Source organism: Stenotrophomonas sp. TWI819, from assembly GCF_039673075.1.
Taxonomy (GTDB): Bacteria; Pseudomonadota; Gammaproteobacteria; order Xanthomonadales; family Xanthomonadaceae; genus Stenotrophomonas; species Stenotrophomonas rhizophila_B.
The window spans coordinates 1-19,764 of sequence record NZ_JBDJKY010000003.1 but is presented as its reverse complement, the minus strand read 5'-3'; the positions used below and the strand labels follow the sequence as shown (position 1 = coordinate 19,764).

General features: G+C 65.5%; 16 protein-coding genes. 13 read left to right on the top strand and 3 right to left on the bottom strand.

All coding sequences use genetic code 11. The features are described 5' to 3' along the window. Positions 1–2 precede the first annotated feature (2 nt). From lapB to galU, 4 genes are read left to right on the top strand one after another with little or no spacing between them, the layout of a single operon-like run. Complete coding sequence (lapB, locus tag ABE463_RS04830; RefSeq protein WP_346467426.1) at positions 3–1,181, top strand: lipopolysaccharide assembly protein LapB; 1,179 nt, start codon at positions 3–5, stop codon at positions 1,179–1,181. A 3-nt stretch (positions 1,182–1,184) separates the two neighbouring features. Beyond that, positions 1,185–2,159 carry a glycosyltransferase family 4 protein gene (locus tag ABE463_RS04825; protein WP_346467425.1) on the top strand — a complete coding sequence of 325 codons (975 nt, stop codon included), beginning with the start codon at positions 1,185–1,187 and terminating at the stop codon, positions 2,157–2,159. A gap of 16 nt (positions 2,160–2,175) precedes the next feature. Next, the gene (locus tag ABE463_RS04820; RefSeq protein ID WP_346467424.1) at positions 2,176–4,083 is read left to right on the top strand and encodes a nucleoside-diphosphate sugar epimerase/dehydratase; all 1,908 of its coding nucleotides are present in this window, start codon (positions 2,176–2,178) and stop codon (positions 4,081–4,083) included. Beyond that, on the top strand, positions 4,083–4,964 hold the full coding sequence (gene galU / locus ABE463_RS04815) for a UTP--glucose-1-phosphate uridylyltransferase GalU (RefSeq protein WP_346467423.1): 882 nt from the start codon (positions 4,083–4,085) through the stop codon (positions 4,962–4,964). The genes ABE463_RS04820 and galU overlap by 1 nt, the downstream gene beginning before the upstream one ends. 248 nt (positions 4,965–5,212) lie before the next feature. Here the strand turns inward: galU and ABE463_RS04810 are convergent, their stop codons facing one another. From ABE463_RS04810 to ABE463_RS04800, 3 genes are read right to left on the bottom strand one after another with little or no spacing between them, the layout of a single operon-like run. After that, positions 5,213–6,421 (bottom strand): acetyl-CoA C-acyltransferase, encoded by a 1,209-nt coding sequence (locus ABE463_RS04810; protein WP_121042146.1) that lies wholly within the window; start codon positions 6,419–6,421, stop codon positions 5,213–5,215. A gap of 22 nt (positions 6,422–6,443) precedes the next feature. After that, entirely contained in the window at positions 6,444–8,816 is a 2,373-nt protein-coding gene (locus ABE463_RS04805) for a 3-hydroxyacyl-CoA dehydrogenase/enoyl-CoA hydratase family protein (protein ID WP_346467422.1), read from the bottom strand. Between the two features lie 43 nt (positions 8,817–8,859). Further along, on the bottom strand, positions 8,860–9,522 hold the full coding sequence (locus ABE463_RS04800; protein WP_346467421.1) for a TetR family transcriptional regulator: 663 nt from the start codon (positions 9,520–9,522) through the stop codon (positions 8,860–8,862). A gap of 321 nt (positions 9,523–9,843) precedes the next feature. Between ABE463_RS04800 and ndk the strand changes: the two genes are divergently transcribed. The 9 genes from ndk (at position 9,844) to ABE463_RS04755 (ending at position 19,719) form a co-directional block, all read left to right on the top strand. Then, entirely contained in the window at positions 9,844–10,269 is a 426-nt protein-coding gene (gene ndk, locus ABE463_RS04795; protein WP_008265389.1) for a nucleoside-diphosphate kinase, read from the top strand. A gap of 10 nt (positions 10,270–10,279) precedes the next feature. Beyond that, on the top strand, positions 10,280–11,485 hold the full coding sequence (gene rlmN, locus ABE463_RS04790; RefSeq protein WP_346467420.1) for a 23S rRNA (adenine(2503)-C(2))-methyltransferase RlmN: 1,206 nt from the start codon (positions 10,280–10,282) through the stop codon (positions 11,483–11,485). Then, complete coding sequence (gene pilW / locus ABE463_RS04785; RefSeq protein WP_346467419.1) at positions 11,472–12,269, top strand: type IV pilus biogenesis/stability protein PilW; 798 nt, start codon at positions 11,472–11,474, stop codon at positions 12,267–12,269. Before rlmN ends, pilW begins: the two co-directional genes overlap by 14 nt. A 6-nt stretch (positions 12,270–12,275) precedes the next feature. Continuing rightward, positions 12,276–13,130 (top strand): RodZ domain-containing protein, encoded by an 855-nt coding sequence (locus ABE463_RS04780; protein ID WP_346467418.1) that lies wholly within the window; start codon positions 12,276–12,278, stop codon positions 13,128–13,130. A 59-nt stretch (positions 13,131–13,189) separates the two neighbouring features. Beyond that, complete coding sequence (locus ABE463_RS04775) at positions 13,190–13,828, top strand: tetratricopeptide repeat protein (protein WP_123729063.1); 639 nt, start codon at positions 13,190–13,192, stop codon at positions 13,826–13,828. Further along, positions 13,828–15,036, top strand: a complete 1,209-nt coding sequence (gene bamB / locus ABE463_RS04770; RefSeq protein ID WP_123729064.1) for an outer membrane protein assembly factor BamB — start codon at positions 13,828–13,830, stop codon at positions 15,034–15,036. The genes ABE463_RS04775 and bamB overlap by 1 nt, the downstream gene beginning before the upstream one ends. 12 nt (positions 15,037–15,048) lie before the next feature. Continuing rightward, positions 15,049–16,440, top strand: coding sequence for a ribosome biogenesis GTPase Der (der, locus tag ABE463_RS04765; protein ID WP_259261070.1), 1,392 nt, complete (start codon positions 15,049–15,051; stop codon positions 16,438–16,440). A 74-nt stretch (positions 16,441–16,514) separates the two neighbouring features. Continuing rightward, entirely contained in the window at positions 16,515–17,648 is a 1,134-nt protein-coding gene (gene moeB, locus ABE463_RS04760) for a molybdopterin-synthase adenylyltransferase MoeB (protein ID WP_346467417.1), read from the top strand. A gap of 244 nt (positions 17,649–17,892) precedes the next feature. Beyond that, positions 17,893–19,719 carry a monovalent cation:proton antiporter-2 (CPA2) family protein gene (locus tag ABE463_RS04755; RefSeq protein ID WP_346467416.1) on the top strand — a complete coding sequence of 609 codons (1,827 nt, stop codon included), beginning with the start codon at positions 17,893–17,895 and terminating at the stop codon, positions 19,717–19,719. The last annotated feature ends 45 nt before the right edge of the window (positions 19,720–19,764 follow it).

Here is a 19,764-nt window from a genome sequence, read left to right as displayed (position 1 = left end):
CGATGGAATTTGTCTCCGAGTGGTTCTGGTTCTTCCTGTGCCTGCCCCTGGCCGCGCTGTCCGGTTGGGTGATCGGGCGCCGCGGCGGTCAACGCCATGGCGACAACCAGGTCAGTCATCTGTCCAGCACGTATTTCCGTGGCCTGAACTATCTGCTCAATGAGCAGCCGGACAAGGCGATCGAGCTGTTCCTGCACATCGCCGAGCTGGACAAGGAAACCTTCGAGACCCAGGTCGCGCTGGGCCACCTGTTCCGCCGCCGCGGTGAGGTCGATCGCGCGATCCGCCTGCACCAAGGCCTGGTCAACCGCGCCGATCTCACCGATCAGCAGCGCGTCCAGGCACTGCTGGCGCTGGGCGAGGACTACATGAAGTCCGGCCTGCTCGATCGCGCCGAAACCGTGTTCACCGAGTTGGCGCAGATCGATCAGCGCGCCCCGCAGGCGCTCAAGCACCTGATCGGCATCTACCAGGCCGAGCGCGATTGGGAAAAGGCGATCGACAACGCCAGCCGCTTCGAAGAAGTCACCGGCGAGCCGATGGGCAAGCTGATCGGGCAGTTCGAGTGCGAGCTGGCCGAGCGTTACCGCGGTGCCGGCAAGATCGACGAAGCGCGCGCCGCGATCGCGCGTGCCTACCAGGCTGATGCGATGTCGGTGCGTGCCGGCATCATCGAGGGGCGCCTGGAGAACGACGCCGGCAATGCCGAAGCGGCCGTGCGTGCCTTCGAGCGTGCCGCCCGCAACGATCCGGAGTATCTGCCGGAAGTGCTGCAGTCGCTGATGCAGAACTACCGTAAGGTTGGTGATCTCGGTGGCGCGCGTGCGTTCCTGTCGGAGATGACCGAGCACTATCGCGGCATCGCCCCGGTGCTGGCCTTGACCCAGTTGATGGAAGAGCAGGAGGGCGTCGCCCCGGCACGCGCTTATCTCGGCCGTCAGCTCAAGGACCGCCCGTCGGTGCGTGGCGAATCGGCCCTGATCGACCTGACCCTGGCCGAAGGCGCGGATTCCACCGCGACCCTGCACGACCTCAAGCACATCACCGACCAGTTGCTGGTCCGCAACCCGGCTTACCGCTGCACCCGCTGTGGCTTCGGCGCGCGCACGCACCACTGGCAGTGCCCGAGCTGCAAGGAATGGGGCACCGTCAAGCCGCTGCTCAACTACGCGGTGCTCTGAGCCATGATGGTCGCCTGGATGGCGGGGCTGCTGGCGGTGCTGGCGGTATCGGCAGGCCTCACCTGGGCTGCACGCGCCTATGCGCTGCGCCGCAATCTGCTGGATGAGCCCGGCGAGCGCCGCAGCCACGGGGTGGCGACGCCGCGCGGCGGCGGCGTCGCGATCGTGCTGACCTTGCTGCTGGCGTGCGTGGTGGCCGCGGTCATCTGGCCCAAGGCGGGGATCACCCTGGCGGTGTTCGCGCTGGGGCTGGTGCTGGTTGCGGGCATCGGTTGGTGGGACGACCATCGGCCGCTGCCAGCGGTTCGCCGTCTGCTGGTCCATGTCGTGGCATCCGCGTTGCTGGCGGGCTTGGTCTGGCATGCCACGGGCAACGCCTGGCAGGCGCTGCTGGCACTGCTGTTCGCGACCTCGTTGATCAACATCTGGAACTTCATGGATGGGATCAACGGGATTGCCACCACCCAGGCGATCCTGGCCGGCATTGCGTTCGCCATGGTGCTGCCGCCGCCCTATGGGCTGGCCGGCGTGGTGCTCGGGCTGGCCTGTCTGGGCTTCCTGCCGTTCAACTACCCGCGGGCACGCATCTTCATGGGTGACGTGGGGAGCGGGGCGCTGGGCTATGCCATCGCGGCCCTGGTGAGCCTGGTCAGCGTGCGCACCGATATCCACTGGCTGCTGCTGCTGGTGCCTATTTCAGCGTTTCTTGTGGACGCGGGCTTCACATTGCTTTCGCGCATCCTGTCCGGACAGCGCTGGATGGAACCCCACACACAGCATCTCTATCAGCGCGCGGTGAAGAGTGGCGCAAGCCACACTTTCGTCACCGGGGTGTATCTTGTTTTTGGAATATTCAGTGCAACAGTGTTTAATGCATGTACGAATTTGCAGCCGAGGTGGGAGGCTGCCGTAGCCGTCGCGTGGTTGATCTTCGCGTCCGGCCTGTGGCTGCTCCTGCGCAAGGGAATGCGCAACTAGAAGGATTATGCTGTTTATGACGCCTTGGCAGGACCGAATCACCGGCTTGATGCCGCGAGCGGCCATCGTCGCCCATGACCTGTTCATGGTCTGGGCGTGCTGGCAGCTGCTGCACGCTGGACGTTACTCAATGCTGGCCGATGCGCCGGCGTTGCCGCTCTGGAACATCGATACCTCGCTGGTCCTGGTCATCCAGGCCGTGGTGTTCTGGCGGGTGGGCCTGTATCGCGGCCTCTGGCGCTTTGCCAGCGTCGCCGATCTGCTCAATATCTTCAAAGCCAGCTTCATCGGCCTGCTCGCCATCGTGGTGGCCTTGGCGTACAAGCGCTTCGACGGCGTGCCGATGTCGGTGCTGGTCATCTACCCGTTCGCGCTGTCGGCGCTGCTGGGCGCGCCGCGCCTGCTGTACCGCGCGTGGAAGGACTACCAGGCACTGCAATCGGACGTCACCGCCCGCCGCGTGCTGATCCTCGGTGCCGGCCAGGCGGCCGAGGCCCTGGTCCGCGATCTGCGCCGTTCCGGTGATTTCGAGCCGGTGGGCCTGCTTGACGACGCCCCGCACCTGCAGGGCGCCAAGCTGCAGGGGCTGCCGATTCTCGGCACGCTGGAGGATGCGCCCGCCGTGGTCCGTGAGACCGCCGCCAAACTTCTGGTGATTGCCATCCCATCGCTGGATGCCGTCGGCATGCAGCGGGTGGTGGCCATCTGCGAAAGCACCGGCGTTCCGTTCCGCATGGTGCCCAAGCTCAACGACATCCTGCTCGGCCATTCGCTCCCGGGCGAGCTCAAAGAGGTGGCGATCGAAGATCTGCTCGGTCGCAAGCCGATCCTGCCGGACTGGGCGCTGATCCGCGGTTGGCTGGGCGGGCGTACCGTGCTCGTCACTGGCGCCGGCGGTTCGATCGGTTCGGAACTGTGCCGCCAGTGTGCTCGTCATGGGGCAGGGCGCATCGTGCTGGTCGAAATGAGCGAACTGCTGCTGCTGACCATCGAGGCCGAGCTGCAGCGCAGCTTCCCGGACCTGGAAGTGGAAGCCGTGCTCGGCGACTGCGGCGACCCCGCGGTGATCCGTCATGCGCTGTCGCTGTCGCGCGTGGACTCGGTCTTCCATGCCGCCGCCTACAAGCAGGTGCCGGTGCTGGAGCGTCAGCTGCGCGAAGCGGTGCGCAACAACATCCTCTCCACCGAGACCGTCGCCCGCGCCTGTGTCGAGGCGAAGATCGAGCACTTCGTCTTCATCTCCACCGACAAGGCGGTCGATCCGGTCAATGCGCTGGGCGCCAGCAAGCGCTACGCGGAAATGATCTGCCAGAGCCTGGACCAGAAGACCAGCCACACCCGTTTCGTGACCGTGCGCTTCGGCAACGTCCTGGCCTCGGCTGGCAGCGTGGTGCCGGTGTTCCGCGAACAGATCCTCAAGGGCGGCCCGGTCACCGTGACCGACCCCGAAGTGACCCGTTACTTCATGACGATCCCCGAGGCCTGCCAGTTGATCCTGCAGGCGGCCGCCTCGGCGTCGCACGGTGCGATCTATACGCTGGACATGGGCGAGCCGGTGCCGATCCGCGTGCTGGCCGAGCAGATGATCCGCCTGGCTGGCAAGCAGCCGTACAAGGACATCGCGATCGTCTATACGGGCCTGCGCCCGGGCGAGAAGCTGCACGAGACGCTGTTCTATTCGGACGAGGACTATCGCCCGACCGCGCATCCCAAGATTCTGGAAGCCGGCGTGCGTACCTTCGCCCGCGAGCAGGTGCTGGCCAACGTGCCGAAACTGCGCGAAGCGATCGCCACCTACGACACCGATGCGATCAACAGCATCCTGTTCTCGACGATGCCGGAGTTCTCTCCGCTGCAACAGGACGATCACGTCAGCTCTGCTAAGGTTCTCGCCTTTCCGGCGCGTGAGGCCAACAGGTTCTGATGAGCAAGCGTATTCGCAAGGCGGTATTTCCTGTCGCAGGGTTGGGAACGCGATTCCTTCCGGCCACCAAGACCGTTCCGAAGGAAATGCTGCCGATCATTGATCGGCCGCTGATCCAGTACGCGGTGGATGAGGCGATCGAAGCGGGCTGCGACACCCTGATCTTCATCACCAACCGCTACAAGCATGCCGTTGCCGATTACTTCGACAAGGCCTACGAGCTGGAGCAGAAGCTTGAGCGCGCAGGCAAGACGGAACAGCTTGAACTGGTTCGCCACGTCCTGCCCAATGGCGTTCGTGCGGTGTTCGTGACGCAGGCCGAAGCACTGGGCCTGGGCCATGCGGTGCTGTGCGCCAAAGCCATTGTCGGTGACGAGCCGTTCGCCGTGCTGCTGCCGGACGATCTGATCTGGAACCGTGGCAACGGTGCCTTGAAGCAGATGGCCGACGCCAACGAAGCCACCGGCGCCAGCATCATCGCGGTCGAAGATGTGCCGCACGACAAGACCGGCAGCTACGGCATCGTGGCCACCGAGGCTTTCGACGGCCGCCAGGGCAAGATCAGTGCCATCGTCGAGAAGCCCAAGCCGGAAGACGCCCCGAGCGATCTGGCCGTGGTTGGCCGCTACGTGCTGAGCCCGAAGATCTTCGAACTGCTCGAAGCGACCGGGACCGGTGCAGGCGGTGAGATCCAGCTGACCGATGCGATCGCCGAGCTGCTCAAGAGCGAACGCGTGGACGCATTCCGCTTCGAAGGACGTCGTTTCGACTGCGGTACCCATCTGGGTCTGGTCGAAGCCACCATCCGCTTCGCGCTCGACAACGAGAAGCTGGCCGGCCCGGCGCGCGAAGTCCTGCAGAAGATGCTGGCCGAAGGCTGAGGACGAGCCGCCGCGCGATGCAGCGGTAGTAGTGCCGGCCGCTGGCCGGCTCCTCAAGCAGCGAGGGTAGTGCCGGCCGCTGGCCGGCTCTCCACAGAACAGAAAAGGGCAGCCGCGAGGCTGCCCTTTTCGTTTCCGACTGTGCACCGACCAACGGTCGGTGCACACCCCTTGCAGTTGAGCCACCGGATGCACCAGTGACACCCACTGCATCGGTGCCGACCCGTGGGCCGGCACCGATCAATGCCTTACAGCGATTCGAAGATACCCGCCGCGCCCATGCCGGTGCCGATGCACATGGTCACCATGCCGTACTTCTGCTGACGACGGCGCAGGCCGTGCAGCAGGGTCGCGGTGCGGATCGCGCCGGTGGCACCCAGCGGGTGGCCCAGGGCGATCGCGCCGCCCAGCGGGTTGACCTTGGACGGGTCCAGGCCGCAATCGCGGATAACGGCCAGCGACTGCGCCGCAAAGGCTTCGTTGAGCTCGATCCAGTCCAGCTGGTCCTGGGTCAGGCCGGCCTGCTTGAGTGCCTTCGGGATCGCAGCGATCGGGCCGATGCCCATCACTTCCGGGCGCACACCGGCGACCGAGAAGCTGACGAAGCGGGCCAGCGGGGTCAGGCCGTAATCCTTGATCGCCTGCTCGGAGGCCAGCAGCACCGCACCGGCGCCATCGCTCATCTGTGAGGAGTTGCCGGCGGTGACCGTGCCACCGAACTGGCCGTTGCGGAACACCGGGCGCAGCTTGGCCAGGCCTTCAGCGGACGAATCCAGGCGCGGGCCCTCGTCGGTATCCACGATCTTGTCGCGGGTGATGATGCGGCGGCCGTCGGCCAGGTCCGGCTGGCGGGTGCGCACGTCGTACGGACTGATCTCGTCCTTGAACTCGCCGTTCTGGATCGCGGCGATGGCCTTCTGGTGCGAGGCGAGGGCGAAGGCGTCCTGCTCCTCACGCGAGACCTTCCATTCTTCGGCGACCTTCTCGGCGGTGATGCCCATGCCGTAGGCAATGGCGACGTGGTCGTTGTCGAACACGCTCGGCGCCATCGCGATCTTGTTGCCCATCATCGGCACCATCGACATCGACTCGGTACCACCGGCCAGCATCAGGTCCGAATTGCCCAGACGGATCTGGTCGGCGGCCATGGCCACGGCCTGCAGGCCGGAGGAGCAGAAGCGATTGACGGTCTGCGCGGCGATGGTGTCCGGCAGGCCGGCCAGCAGCACGCCGATGCGCGCCACGTTCATGCCCTGCTCGGCTTCCGGCATCGCGCAGCCGATGATCGCGTCATCAATGCGGTTGAGGTCGATGCCCGGCGCCTGTGCGACCACGGAGCGGAGCACATGGGCCAGCATGTCGTCGGGACGGGTATTGCGGAACACGCCCTTGGGCGCCTTGCCCACCGGGGTGCGGGTGGCGGCGACGATGTAGGCGTCCTGGATTTGCTTGGTCATTGCAGTGATCTCTCTAAAAGGGTCAGTTACGCAGCGGCTTGCCGGTCTTGAGCATGTGCGCGATGCGGGCCTGGGTCTTTTCCTGCTGGGCCAGTTCGACGAAGTGCTTGCGCTCCAGCGTCAGCAGCCACTCTTCGTCCACCAGCGTGCCGCGATCCACTTCGCCGCCGCACAGCACGGTGGCGATGCGCACGGCGATCTCGTAGTCGTACGGGCTGATGAAGCGGCCTTCCAGCATGTTGACCAGCATCATCTTGAACGTGGCGATGCCAACGTCACCGGCGACCTGGATGCGGCGGGCCGGCATCGGCGGACGGTAGCCGCCTTCGGCCAGCGCCAGCACTTCGGCCTTGGCGATGTGCAGCGTCTCGAAGCTGTTGAACACGACCTTGTCGGTCGCGCGCATCAGGCCCAGTTCCTTGGCGTTGACCGCGGAGTTGGAGACCTTGGCCATCGCGACGGTTTCGAAGGTCTTCTTGAGCTCGGCGAACACGTCACCGCCCGGACCTGCGGCCTGCGAGGCGCGCACAGCCAGTTCCTTCAAGCCACCGCCGGCCGGCAGCAGACCGACGCCGGCTTCGACCAGGCCGATGTAGCTTTCCAGCGCGGCCACGCTCTTGGCGCTGTGCATCTGGAACTCACAGCCGCCCCCCAGGGCCAGGCCGCGCACCGCGGTCACCACCGGCACCAGCGAATACTTGATCGCCTGGCTGGTGCGCTGGAAGTTGTGCACCATCTCTTCGAACTGGTCCACCTTGCCGGCCTGCAGCAGGCCCAGTGCACCGGCCAGATCGGCACCGGCGGAGAAGGGCTCCTTCTGCTGCCAGATCACCAGGCCCTTGTAGTCCTGCTCGGCGCGCTTGATCGCTTCCTGCAGGCCGTTGAGCACGTGGTCGGACACGGTGTTCATCTTGGTCTTGAAGCTGACCACCGCGATGCCGTCGCCGTCGTGCCACATGCGCACGCCGTCGTTCTCGAACACCGTTTCGCCCGGGCTGAAGGTCTCGCCCAGCAGCGGATCCGGGAAGCGCTGGCGCTGGTACACCGGCAGCGCCGAACGCGGCAGCTTGGCGTTGCGCGACGGGCTGTAGCTGCCTTCGGCGGCGTGCACGCCGTCGCGGCCATCAAACACCCAGTCCGGCAGCGGGGCATTGCTCATGCTCTTGCCGGCGACGATGTCATCGGCGATCCACTGGGCGACCTGCTTCCAGCCGGCAGCCTGCCAGGTTTCGAACGGGCCCAGCGACCAGCCGTACCCCCAGCGGATGGCCAGATCCACGTCGCGCGCGGTCTCGGCGATATCGGCCAGGTGGTAGGCGCTGTAATGGAACAGATCGCGGAAGGTCGCCCACAGGAACTGCGCCTGCGGGTGCTGGCTCTCGCGCAGCTTGGCGAACTTCTCGGCCGGGTTCTTGATCTTGAGGATCTCGACCACTTCCGGCGCGGCGGCGCGGTCGGCAGGGCGGTAATCCTGCTTGTCCAGGTCCAGCACCATGATGTCCTTGCCGACCTTGCGGAAGATGCCGGCACCGGTCTTCTGGCCCAGCGCGCCCTTGGAAATCAGCGCGTCCAGCCACGTCGGCGAGGTGAAGAATTCATGCCACGGATCGTTGGGCAGGGTGTCGCCCATGGTCTTGATCACGTGCGCCATGGTGTCCAGGCCGACCACGTCGGAGGTGCGGTAGGTCGCCGACTTCGGGCGGCCGACCAGCGGGCCGGTCAGGCCGTCGACTTCATCGAAGCCCAGGCCGAAGGCCTGCGTGTGGTGGATGGTGGACAGGATCGAGAACACGCCGATGCGGTTGCCGATGAAGTTAGGGGTGTCCTTGGCGTACACCACGCCCTTGCCCAGCGTGGTGACCAGGATCGCTTCCAGGCCTTCCAGCACGGCGGCATCGGTGGTGGTGGCCGGGATCAGTTCGGCCAAGTGCATGTAGCGCGGCGGATTGAAGAAGTGCACGCCGCAGAAGCGGTGGCGCAGCTGCTCCGGCAGCACGTCGGCGAGCTTGTTGATGCCCAGGCCCGAGGTGTTGGAGGCGAGCACGGCGTGATCGGCCACGAACGGGGCGATCTTCTTGTACAGGTCCTGCTTCCAGTCCATCCGTTCGGCGATGGCTTCGATGATCAGGTCGCAGTCGCGCAGCTGCTCCAGGCCGGTTTCATAGTTGGCCGGCGTGATCGCCTCGGCGTAGGACTTGCTGGCGAGCGGGGCAGGGCTGAGCTTGCCCAGGTTGGCGATGGCCTTGAGCACGATGCCATCGGCCGCACCTTCCTTGGCGGGCAGGTCGAACAGCACCGTGTCGACGCCGGCGTTGGTCAGGTGGGCGGCGATCTGGGCACCCATGACGCCGGCACCCAGCACGGCGGCACGGCGGACTAGCAGGGAATTGGACATGTCGATAAGCCTTTGTTGTCTGGAAGCCGGTCAGCGCCCGGCTCTACGGGGTGGAAAGGGAGGTCGTCGAAGCGCTCGAGGCCGCGCTGGCGCTGAATCCGGCTTCGGCGAAATGAATCAGTTCCTGGGCGGCATGGGCACGATGCGCCGCTTCGGTGACACCGGCGGGTCGCTTGATCAGGCCGAAGTCGGCCATCGCATAGGTCAGCGAGCCGGCGAGGAAATCCAGGCGCCAGTACAGCTCTTCCTTGCTCAGCCCCGGCACGCAGGCGGAGATCGCCTTGCCGAAGTCGCGCAGGACGTGACCGTAATGGTCGGAAAGGAACTTGCGCAGGTTGTCGTTCTTTTCGGCGTAGGCGCGGGCGATAACCCGCACGAACGCGCCGCCGGTCTGGCGGTCCTGGGCCATCGCCAGGGCCGGTTCGACGAAGGCCGCCAGCACCGGGCGCAGTTCACCGGGATGCTCGCGACGGGCCGCCTCCAGCTGGGCGAGGCGGGCCGAGGTCATTTCATCCATCCGGCGGCGGAAGACCTCGTTGACGAGGTTCTCCTTGGAGCCGAAGTGGTAATTGACCGCGGCGATGTTCACATCGGCCTGGCTGGTGACCTGGCGCAGCGAGGTGCCCGCGAACCCGTGCAGGGCGAACAGTTCCTCGGCAGCGCCGAGGATGCGGTCCTTGGTGGAGAAGTGGGCAGGTTTGGCCATGGGGCAGGGCAGTTCAATCAAACGATTGTTTGATATTAGACCTGCGGCTGCGCCATCGCATTGTGCGGCGCAGCAGAAATGGGCGTCCGTTCATCCGCGCGTTGTCGTGCCTGCCCATGGCTGGCGACGTCGTCCATTGCCTGAACGGGGGTGAGCTACCCCAGTGGGCGCCTGCCTGCCACGCATGGCGTGGCACTACCGGAGATGGGGAGGACACGTTAGAATTGGCGCACGTATATCAGGCTAAGCCCGCGTTTTGACGCGGGTTTTTTTCATGTTAACCTCGGGCCGATCAAGTGGCCCGCCCAACGGAGTATTCCCATGGCGCTGGAGCGCACCCTTTCCATCATCAAGCCGGACGCCGTCGCCAAGAACGTCATCGGTGAAATCTACGCCCGCTTCGAAAAGGCCGGCCTGAAGGTCGTCGCCGCCAAGTACAAGCAGCTGTCGCGCCGTGAAGCCGAAGGCTTCTACGCCGTGCACCGCGAGCGTCCGTTCTTCAACGCGCTGGTCGAGTTCATGATCTCCGGCCCGGTGATGATCCAGGCGCTGGAAGGCGAGAACGCCGTGCTGGCCCACCGCGACCTGCTGGGCGCCACCAACCCGAAGGAAGCCGCCGCAGGCACCATCCGCGCCGACTTCGCTGAATCCATCGATGCCAATGCCGCCCACGGCTCGGACTCGGTTGAGAATGCCGCGATCGAAATCGCCTACTTCTTCGCCGCGACTGAAGTCGTCTCGCGCTGAGAGTGATGCCGTGAACGAGGTCGTACAGCCAACCGCCATCCCATCCGTGCTCGTGTCGAGCCCGGTTGTGGCCAAGCAGAACCTGCTCGACCTCGATCGCGAGGGTCTGGAGCGCTTCTTCGCCGAGACACTCGGCGAAGCGCGCTACCGTGCCCATCAGGTGATGAAGTGGATCCACCATCACTACGTCACCGATTTCGATGACATGACCGACCTCGGCAAGGCGCTGCGCGCCAAGCTCAAGCAGCATGCCGAGGTGCTGGTCCCGAACATCGTGTTCGACAAACCTTCCGCCGACGGCACCCACAAGTGGCTGCTGGCGATGGGGACCGATGGCAAGAACGCCATCGAAGCGGTCTACATCCCGGACAAGAACCGCGGCACGCTGTGCGTGTCCTCGCAGGTCGGCTGCGCGCTGAACTGCACGTTCTGTTCGACCGCCACCCAGGGCTTCAACCGCAACCTGTCCACCGCCGAGATCATCGGCCAGGTGTGGGTCGCGGCGCGCCATCTGGGCAACATCCCGCACAAGCAGCGTCGTCTCACCAACGTGGTGATGATGGGCATGGGCGAGCCGTTGATGAATTTCGACAACGTCGTGCGCGCCATGAGCGTGATGCGCGACGATCTGGGCTACGGCCTGGCCAACAAGCGCGTGACGCTGTCCACCTCCGGCCTGGTGCCGCAGATCGACCGCCTCTCCACCGAGAGCGACGTGTCGCTGGCGGTGTCGCTGCATGCGCCCAACGATGCACTGCGCGAGACCCTGGTCCCGCTCAACAAGAAGTACCCGATCCTCGAGCTGATGGCCTCGTGCGCACGCTATCTGCGCGCCAACAAGCGCCGCGAATCGGTGACCTTCGAATACACCCTGATGAAGGGGATCAACGACCAGCCCGAGCACGCCCGCCAGCTGGCGCGGCTGATGCGCCAGTTCGACAATGCCGTGCAGGCCTCGAACTCGGGCAAGGTCAACCTGATTCCGTTCAATCCGTTCCCCGGCACGCGCTATGAGCGCTCCGGCGAAACGGAGATCCGCGCCTTCCAGAAGATCCTGCTCGATGCCAAGGTGCTGACGATGGTGCGGCGCACCCGCGGCGACGATATCGATGCCGCCTGTGGCCAGCTCAAGGGCCAGGTGATGGATCGCACACGCCGCCAGGCCGAGTTCAATAAAACGCTGCAGGACGGGAAAGACCGGAATGCCGCTGCCTGATCGCCGATTGCCAGCCGTTGTTTTCTTCGCGCTGGCATTGGCCGGCTGTGGCAAACAAGGTGTCAAACCACCGTCAGGTCCGCTCGAGGTCGCGCCGACCTACGAGGCCCGTGACAACCCCGAGATCCGCAAGCGCGTGAATTACCAGGACCAGATGGTCCTGGCCGGCGAGTCGATGCGCGCCGGCGCACTGGACGCCGCCGAGAAGCGGGTCCGCGCGGCCACGAAGATCGACACGCGACGTCCTGAGGCATACATGATGCTGGCGGCCATTGCCACGCAGCGTGGCAACGAGGCCGGTGCCGGCCCGCTGTATGCCAAGGCCGCCGAGCTGGCCCCGGAGCGGGGGGATGTCCTCAATAATTATGGCGCTTGGCTATGTGCTCATGGCCGGCCGGCCGAGTCGCTGGTCTGGTTCGACCGGGCGCTGCAGGCGCCCGGGTACACCACCCCGGCGTCCGCGCTGGCCAATGCCGGCGGCTGCGCCCTTGAGGCGGGCCAGTCCGAACGGGCCACGCCGGACCTGCGCCGGGCGCTTGAGATAGATCCCGTCAATGCCTACGCACTGGAGTCGATGGCCCGCAGCGAGTACGCCCAAGGACGCTATTTCGAGGCCCGCGCCTTTGCGCAACGGCGTCTGGCGGCTGCACCGGCCACACGTTCCGTGTTACAACTTGCCTCTCAAATCGAGGCGCGGCTTGGCGACAACGTGGCATCCGGTCGCTATCTGCAGCGAATTCATGATGAATTTCCGCAGGATGCGGCACCTAATCCCCGGGGTTGAAGCACTGTGATTGATGACCAGACTGTGAACGCTTTTGATACTGCGGCCGGTTGCGGAGCCCGTCTTCGCCAGGCCCGTGAAGCGGCCGGCCTGACCCTGGAAGCGGTGGGGCAGCAGCTGCATATGCCCGTTCAGGTGGTCAAATCGCTGGAAGAAGAGCAGTGGCAGCGCCTTGGCGCGCCGGTCTTCGTCCGCGGCCAGCTGCGCAGCTATGCTCGCCTGCTCAAGGTGGACATCGGCGAGATCCTCGAGCAGTCCCACATCGGCCCGATCGTGCCGCCGCAGCTGGTCAGCCACACGCACACCCCGCGAGCGCGCCGCATCGCCGAGAGTCTCGGGCGCCGTGTGCTGTATGTCGGCATCACCGCCGTGCTGGCCGTGCCGGTCTGGTTTGCCACCCGCGGCCATTTCGATGGCACCGCCAACACCCCCAATACCGCGTCGCTGGATGTCATCCCGGCGGCGGTACCGGTGGCCGGTGGCGACACGCCGCCCGCACCGGCGCCAGCGACGGCCGAAAGCGCCAAGCCGTCCGCACCGTATCTGGCGTCGCTGACGCCGGTCCCGCGTCCTGCCGCCGCACCGGCGGCCGTGGGCGGTGGTCTCACCCTGCAGTTCAATGGCGACAGCTGGATCGACATCACCGCGCCGGATGGCACGACGGTCGAGAAGGCGTTGCTGAAGTCGGGCGAGACCCGCAGCTTCGCACCAGGGCAGGTGGCCCGCATGGTGCTGGGCAATGCATCGGCGGTCGAGGTTCAGCAGGGCGGCACTATCGTCGACCTTTCGCCGTACCAGCGAGCCAACGTGGCACGCTTTACGGTATCCTCTGACGGCTCCGTGGCCCCAGTTTCGCACTGAGCCGCGTTTCCCCAATCCAATTCAAATAGCTCCTCCTAATGGGCGGGGCGAGAGTACGCATGGCGATCGACGACCTGCTCGACGAGCACGAACAAAGTGAACGCGTCCGCGGCTGGCTGCGGAAGAACGGTGTCAGCATCCTGGCCGGTGTCGCCATCGCGATCGGCGGCATCTGGGGCTGGAAGGAATGGCAGACCCGGCACAGCAACAGCCTGGCCGGCGCCAACGTCCAGTATCAGGTCGTGCTCAAGAGCCTGGAAGACAAGGACCTGGAGCAGGCTGCCAAGGGCGTGAAGGAGCTGGAAAGCGGCAAGGCCAACATCTATGCCGATCTGGCTGCGCTGCAGCTGGCCAAGGCCCAGGTCGATGCCGGCAAGAATGACGACGCGCTGGCGACCCTGCGTGCGATCAAGGCCGACCCCGAATTCAAGCCGGTCATCGAGCAGCGTGTTGCACGCCTGCTGGTGGCTACCGGCAAGACCGAGGATGCGATCAAGCAGCTCGGCACCGCGACCGACAGCACCAGCCTGGAAATCCATGGCGATGCGCTGATGGCGCAGGGCAAGCGTGATGCGGCCCGCGAACAGTATGAGAAGGCGCTCAAGACGCTGGACGTGGCAGCGCCCCAGCGGCGCCTGCTGGAAACCAAGTTGACGGATGCCGGTGGCACCGTCACCGATCCTGCGGAGTCGGTGTAATGAATCAGATGGTCATGATCAAGCGCGTTGCCACGGTTGCCCTGTTGGGCATGGCCCTGACCGGCTGCAGCACGATGAAGGGCTGGTTCGCCGGCAAAGATGCGGCGGCCAAGAAGGCGCTGGAACCGGCCGAACTCGTCAAGTTCGATGCCACCACCAAGGTTGACCGGATCTGGTCGGCCAATGTGGGCAAGGGTGAAAAGCGCATCGGCGTCCGTCAGGGCCCGGTGGTCGCCGATGGCCGCGTCTATGCCGCCGCCATCTACGGTGGCGTGCACGCCATCGACCTGCAGACCGGCAAGAAGGTCTGGACCTACGAGCCGGCCAAGGAAAAGAAGAAGCCGAAGCTGCGCTTGTCCGGTGGCCCTGGCGTGGGTGAAGGCCTGGTCGTCATCGGCACGCTGGACGGTCAGGTCATCGCGCTGAACGCGGCGGACGGCACCGAAAAGTGGCGCGCAAAGGTGCCGGGTGAAGTGATTTCCGCCCCGGCCGTCGGCCAGGGCATGGTGTTCGTGCGCAGCAACGACGGTCGCGTGACCGGTCTGGATGTCGAGAACGGCACCCAGCGCTGGTTCAACCCGCGTGAGCTGCCGGCGCTGACCGTGCGTGGCAATGCCCCGGTCGTGACCGGCCCGGGCGTGCTGTTCATCGGCAACGATGACGGTTCGATCGCCGCGCTGGCCATGCAGGACGGCCGCACGCTGTGGGACCAGATGGTCGGCACCGGCGAAGGCCGCACCGAGCTGGAGCGCATGGCCGACATCGACGGCGCCCCGGTGTTGGAAGGCAATACGCTGTACGTCAGCAGTTTCAAGAACCAGACCATGGCGATCGAAGGCCCGACCGGCCGTCCGCTGTGGGCGCGTGATCATGGTGGCGCCGGTGGCGTCGCCCTGACCTCGAGCAATGTGTTCGTCACCGACAACAAGGGCGGCGTGTTCGGACTGGACAAGACCAGCGGTTCGGCCATGTGGTCGCAGACGGGCCTGGCCCGTCGTTCGCTGACCGGTCCGGTCATCCACGGCGATTACGTTGTGGTCGGTGATTACAAGGGGTATCTGCACTGGTTGCGGACCGATAACGGTGAGTTCGCGGCGCGCGCCAAGAGTGGCGGCGACGCCCTCCTGGCACAGCCGGTGGTCGCTGATGGGATTCTGCTGGTGCAGAACGTTGATGGAAAGCTGACCGCATTCCGGTTGGCACAATAAGGAGTTACCGCGATGCTGCCCTTGGTCGCCCTGGTTGGACGGCCGAATGTCGGCAAGTCCACGCTGTTCAATGCGTTTACCCGTACGCGCGACGCGCTGGTCCATGACCAGCCCGGCGTGACCCGGGACCGTAATTACGGTGTTTGTCGTCTTGATGAAGATCACCCGTTCCTGGTGGTCGATACCGGTGGTATCGCCGGTGAAGAAGAAGGTCTGGCCGGCGCTACCGCTCGCCAGGCCCGCGCCGCCGCTGCGGAAGCGGATCTGATCCTGTTCGTGGTCGATGCCCGTGAGGGCCCGATGGACGACGAGATCCTGTCCTGGCTGCGCAAGCTGGCCCGTCCGACCCTGCTGCTGATCAACAAGATCGACGGCATGAACGAAGACACCGTGCGTTCGGAATTTGCCCGTTACGGCTTCAGCGAAATGCTGACCGTCTCGGCCGCGCACCGTCAGGGCCTGGATGATCTGCTGGACGAGGTCGTGGAACGGTTGCCGGAAGAGGGCACCACCGAGACCCTGGACACCGATCCGAACCGCATTCGCATCGCCTTCGTCGGCCGCCCCAACGTGGGCAAGTCGACGCTGGTCAATCGTCTGCTCGGCGAAGAGCGCATGATCGCCTCCGAAGTGCCCGGTACCACCCGTGATTCGATCGCGGTGGACATGGAGCGCGACGGGCGTGAGTACCGCCTGATCGATACCGCCGGCCTGCGTCGCAAGGCGCGTGTCGAGGAAGTGGTCGAGAAGTTCAGCGTCATCAAGACCCTGCAGGCCATCGAGCAGTGCCAGGTTGCGGTGCTGATGCTCGATGCCTCTGAAGGCGTCACCGATCAGGACGCCAGCGTGCTGGGTGCGGTGCTCGATGCCGGCCGTGCATTGGTGGTGGCGATCAACAAGTGGGATGGCCTGACCGATTACCAGCGCGAGCAGGCTGAAGCGCTGGTCTCGCGCAAGCTCGGCTTCGTGCCGTGGGCGGAAGTGGTGCGCATCTCGGCCAAGCACGGCTCGGGCCTGCGTGAGCTGTTCCGCTGCATCCACGCCGCGCATGCCTCGGCAACGCATGAGTTCAGCACCAGCGAAGTCAACAAGGCGCTGGAAACGGCCTACGAGACCAACCCGCCGCCGGCGATCCGTGGTCACGTATCCAAGCTGCGTTACGTGCATCCGGGCGGTTCCAATCCGCCGACCTTCATCGTCCACGGCACCCGTCTGAAAGACCTGCCGGAGTCGTACAAGCGCTATCTGGAGAACTTCTTCCGCAAGCGCTTCAAGCTGGTCGGCACGCCCGTGCAGTTCATCTTCCGCGAGGGTGTGAACCCGTACGAGGGCAAGAAGAACGTGCTCACCGAACGTCAGCTCAAGCGCAAGCGCCGCTTGATCAAGCACGTCAAGGGCAAGTGATCCAAGGAAGAGCCGGCGAAAGCCGGCTCTTTTCATTGGCGCTGCCGACGTTCCCGTGCGCGATAATCCTCCGCATGAGCATTTCCGAACTCACCCCGGCGCAGGCCCGCGAGCGCCTCGCCCATGGCGCGCTGCTGATCGACATCCGCGAGGCGCACGAACGCGCCACCGGCATGGCTGAAGGCGCGCTCGGCATCGCCAGGGGCGATCTCCAGGCTGAACCCGGCAAGCACCTGCCGGCAGCCGAGCGCGAGGTCGTCCTGATCTGCCAGAGCGGCAAGCGCTCGATGGAGGCCGCAAACGTCCTGGCCGGTCTTGGCTACACGCATATCGCCTCCGTGCACGGCGGCACGACCGCGTGGCGCGCTGACGGGCTGCCGTTGGTGCAGCCGATGCAGAGCGACGCCGAGCGTGACTTCAACGAGCGTTACTCGCGTCATCTGCTGCTGCCGCAGGTCGGTGTCGACGGCCAGAAGACGCTGCTCGCCTCACGCGTGCTGGTGCTCGGCGCTGGCGGCCTGGGCGCACCGGCCAGCTTCTACCTGGCCGCGGCCGGGGTAGGGCACCTGCGCATCGCCGATGACGACGTGGTCGACCGCAGCAATCTGCATCGGCAGATCATCCACACCGACGCCAGCGTCGGCGAGCCCAAGGTGCTCTCGGCACGCGCCCGCCTGCTCGCACTCAATCCTTCGCTGGATGTGGAGGCCGTGCAGGCACGGGTCACCTCGGACAACATCGATGCGCTGCTCGAGGGGGTCGACGTGGTGCTGGATGGCTCGGACAACTTCCCGCTGCGTTACCTGCTCAACGATGCCTGCCTCCAGCACGGCATCCCGCTGGTGTATGGCGCGGTGGAGCGCTTTACCGGCCAGGTCAGCGTGTTCGATGCCGGTCGCCAGCGTGGCACCGCGCCCTGCTATCGCTGCCTGTTCCCCGAACCGCCACCGCCCGAGTTCGCGCCCAACTGCTCGGAGGCGGGGGTTCTCGGCGTGTTGCCGGGCATGGTCGGCCTGCTGCAGGCCACCGAAGTGCTCAAGCTCCTGCTCGGCATCGGCGAGCCACTGATCGGTCGCCTGCTGACCTTCGATGCGCTGGGCATGCGCTTCCGCGAGACGCGGCTGCGTCCGGATCCGGCCTGTCCACTCTGTGCCCCCGGGCGCGACTTCCCCGGGTACATCGATTACGCCGCCTTCTGCAGCGCCTGAGAGGTAGGGCGTAGATCCACGCCATGCGTGGGATGCTCGATCTGTCCGTGAGGCGTGTAGATCCACGCCATGCGTGGATGCCGTTCGCGAGGGGGCCCGGTTCGGCTGCGATTTCAGGACGATCTGGCATCCGGGTTCAATATCGTTCTAAATTCAGCACGATAAAACGCAGCATCCGCGCTATTGCCCTTCAACACTTTGCCCTATCGTTGACGCATCTTTTGTAGTCCGGGGAAACAACCGCATGGCGGTGGAAGCAGGTGCCAGTGAACTGGTGAAAGTGGTCGCCCTGCTGGGTGCGGCAGTGGTCATGGTGCCGCTGTTCCGCCGGCTTGGGTTGGGCTCGGTGCTGGGCTATTTCGCCGCAGGCCTGGCCATCGGCCCGTTCGGGTTCGGCTGGTTCTCCGATCCGCAGGCCATCCTGCATACCGCCGAGCTCGGCGTGGTGATGTTCCTGTTCGTGATCGGCCTGGAGATGCGGCCCTCGCATCTGTGGAGCCTGCGCAACGAGATCTTCGGTCTGGGCACGCTGCAGATCGTGGTCTGCGGCGCGGTGCTGACCGGCGTGTGCATGCTGCTCGGCTTCCCGCTGCCGGTGGCCTTCATCGGCGCCGCCGGGTTCGTGCTGACCTCCACCGCGGTGGTGATGCAGTTGCTCGCCGAGCGCGGCGACATCGCGCTGCCGACCGGCCAGAAGATCGTCTCGATCCTGCTGTTCGAAGATCTGCTGATCGTGCCGCTGCTGGCGGTGGTGGCGTTCATGGCGCCGGTGCACAGCGATGCCGGCGAGACATCGCGCTGGATCACGGTGGGCATCGCCGCCGGTGCGATCGTCGGGCTGGTACTGGTCGGTCGCTTCCTGCTCAATCCGCTGTTCCGCATCCTCGCCGCCGCCAAGGCACGCGAAGTGATGACGGCGGCCGCGCTGCTGGTCGTGCTCGGCGCCGCGCTGCTGATGCAGCTGGGTGGGCTGTCGATGGCGATGGGTGCGTTCCTGGCGGGCGTGCTGCTCAGTGAATCCACCTTCCGCCACCAGATCGAAGCGGACATCGAGCCGTTCCGCGGCATCCTGCTCGGCCTGTTCTTCCTCAGCGTCGGCATGGCGTTGGACCTTACCGTCGTCGCCAACAACTGGCCGCTGATCGTCTCCGGCGTGTTCGCGCTGATGCTGGCCAAGGCAGTCTGCATCTACGTGGTCGCGCGCATCCTCGGCAGTGATCATCGCCAGGCGCTGGACCGTGGCGTGGTGATGGCGCAGGGCGGCGAGTTCGCCTTCGTGCTGTTCTCCGCCGCGGCGGTGGCGGGTGTGATCGATGTGCAGGTCAACGCCAACCTCACCGCGATCGTGGTGCTTTCGATGGCGCTGACGCCGCTGTTCGTGCTGCTGCACGACAAGCTGATGCCGGACCGCGAAGTCTCGCTCGATGGCGTCGAAGAAGCCGACGGCCTGTCCGGCAGCGTGCTGCTGATCGGCTTTGGTCGCTTCGGTCAGGTGGCGAGCCAATCGCTGCTGGCGCGCGATGTGGATGTGACCATCATCGACAACGACGTGGACATGATCCACAACGCTGAGCGCTTCGGGTTCAAGATCTACTACGGCGACGGTACCCGACTGGATGTGCTGCATGCCTCCGGCGCAGCGACCGCCCGTGCGATCGCGGTGTGCGTCAACAGCGACCAGGATGCCGATCGCATCGTGGAGCTGGTCACCCACCAGTTCCCGCAGGCCAAGCTGCTGGTGCGGTCGTTCGACCGCGAACATTCGCTGCGCCTGATCCATGCCGGCGTCGATTTCCAGATTCGAGAAACCTTCGAATCCGCACTGCAGTTCGGCCAGGCCGCGTTGATGGAGCTCGGCGCCGATCCGGATGATGCGCGTGAGATCGCCGAGCAGATCCGTGAACGCGATGCCGAACGCTTTGAGCTGGAGATGGCAGGCGGAGACCTGCGCGCCGGTGCGCACATGGTGTTCGGTAGCGCGCTGCCGGGCGTGCCTACGCCCACGCCGTTCACCGCGCCGAAGCGGAAGGCGCGCACGCTCAACGCCGACCAGGTACCGGAAGAAGAATAAAGCTCCGGTAGTGGCAGCCCCCCGCCCCCCCCACCCCGGCGAGCC

What these genes read in the sequence shown, in the direction of transcription:
- lapB (WP_346467426.1), top strand. Translation starts at nt 3, where the DNA reads ATGGAATTTGTCTCCGAGTGGTTCTGGTTCTTCCTGTGCCTGCCCCTG.
- ABE463_RS04825 (WP_346467425.1), top strand. Translation starts at nt 1,185, where the DNA reads ATGATGGTCGCCTGGATGGCGGGGCTGCTGGCGGTGCTGGCGGTATCG.
- ABE463_RS04820 (WP_346467424.1), top strand. Translation starts at nt 2,176, where the DNA reads ATGACGCCTTGGCAGGACCGAATCACCGGCTTGATGCCGCGAGCGGCC.
- galU (WP_346467423.1), top strand. Translation starts at nt 4,083, where the DNA reads ATGAGCAAGCGTATTCGCAAGGCGGTATTTCCTGTCGCAGGGTTGGGA.
- ABE463_RS04810 (WP_121042146.1), bottom strand. Translation starts at nt 6,421, where the DNA reads ATGACCAAGCAAATCCAGGACGCCTACATCGTCGCCGCCACCCGCACC.
- ABE463_RS04805 (WP_346467422.1), bottom strand. Translation starts at nt 8,816, where the DNA reads ATGTCCAATTCCCTGCTAGTCCGCCGTGCCGCCGTGCTGGGTGCCGGC.
- ABE463_RS04800 (WP_346467421.1), bottom strand. Translation starts at nt 9,522, where the DNA reads ATGGCCAAACCTGCCCACTTCTCCACCAAGGACCGCATCCTCGGCGCT.
- ndk (WP_008265389.1), top strand. Translation starts at nt 9,844, where the DNA reads ATGGCGCTGGAGCGCACCCTTTCCATCATCAAGCCGGACGCCGTCGCC.
- pilW (WP_346467419.1), top strand. Translation starts at nt 11,472, where the DNA reads ATGCCGCTGCCTGATCGCCGATTGCCAGCCGTTGTTTTCTTCGCGCTG.
- ABE463_RS04775 (WP_123729063.1), top strand. Translation starts at nt 13,190, where the DNA reads ATGGCGATCGACGACCTGCTCGACGAGCACGAACAAAGTGAACGCGTC.
- bamB (WP_123729064.1), top strand. Translation starts at nt 13,828, where the DNA reads ATGAATCAGATGGTCATGATCAAGCGCGTTGCCACGGTTGCCCTGTTG.
- der (WP_259261070.1), top strand. Translation starts at nt 15,049, where the DNA reads ATGCTGCCCTTGGTCGCCCTGGTTGGACGGCCGAATGTCGGCAAGTCC.
- moeB (WP_346467417.1), top strand. Translation starts at nt 16,515, where the DNA reads ATGAGCATTTCCGAACTCACCCCGGCGCAGGCCCGCGAGCGCCTCGCC.
- ABE463_RS04755 (WP_346467416.1), top strand. Translation starts at nt 17,893, where the DNA reads ATGGCGGTGGAAGCAGGTGCCAGTGAACTGGTGAAAGTGGTCGCCCTG.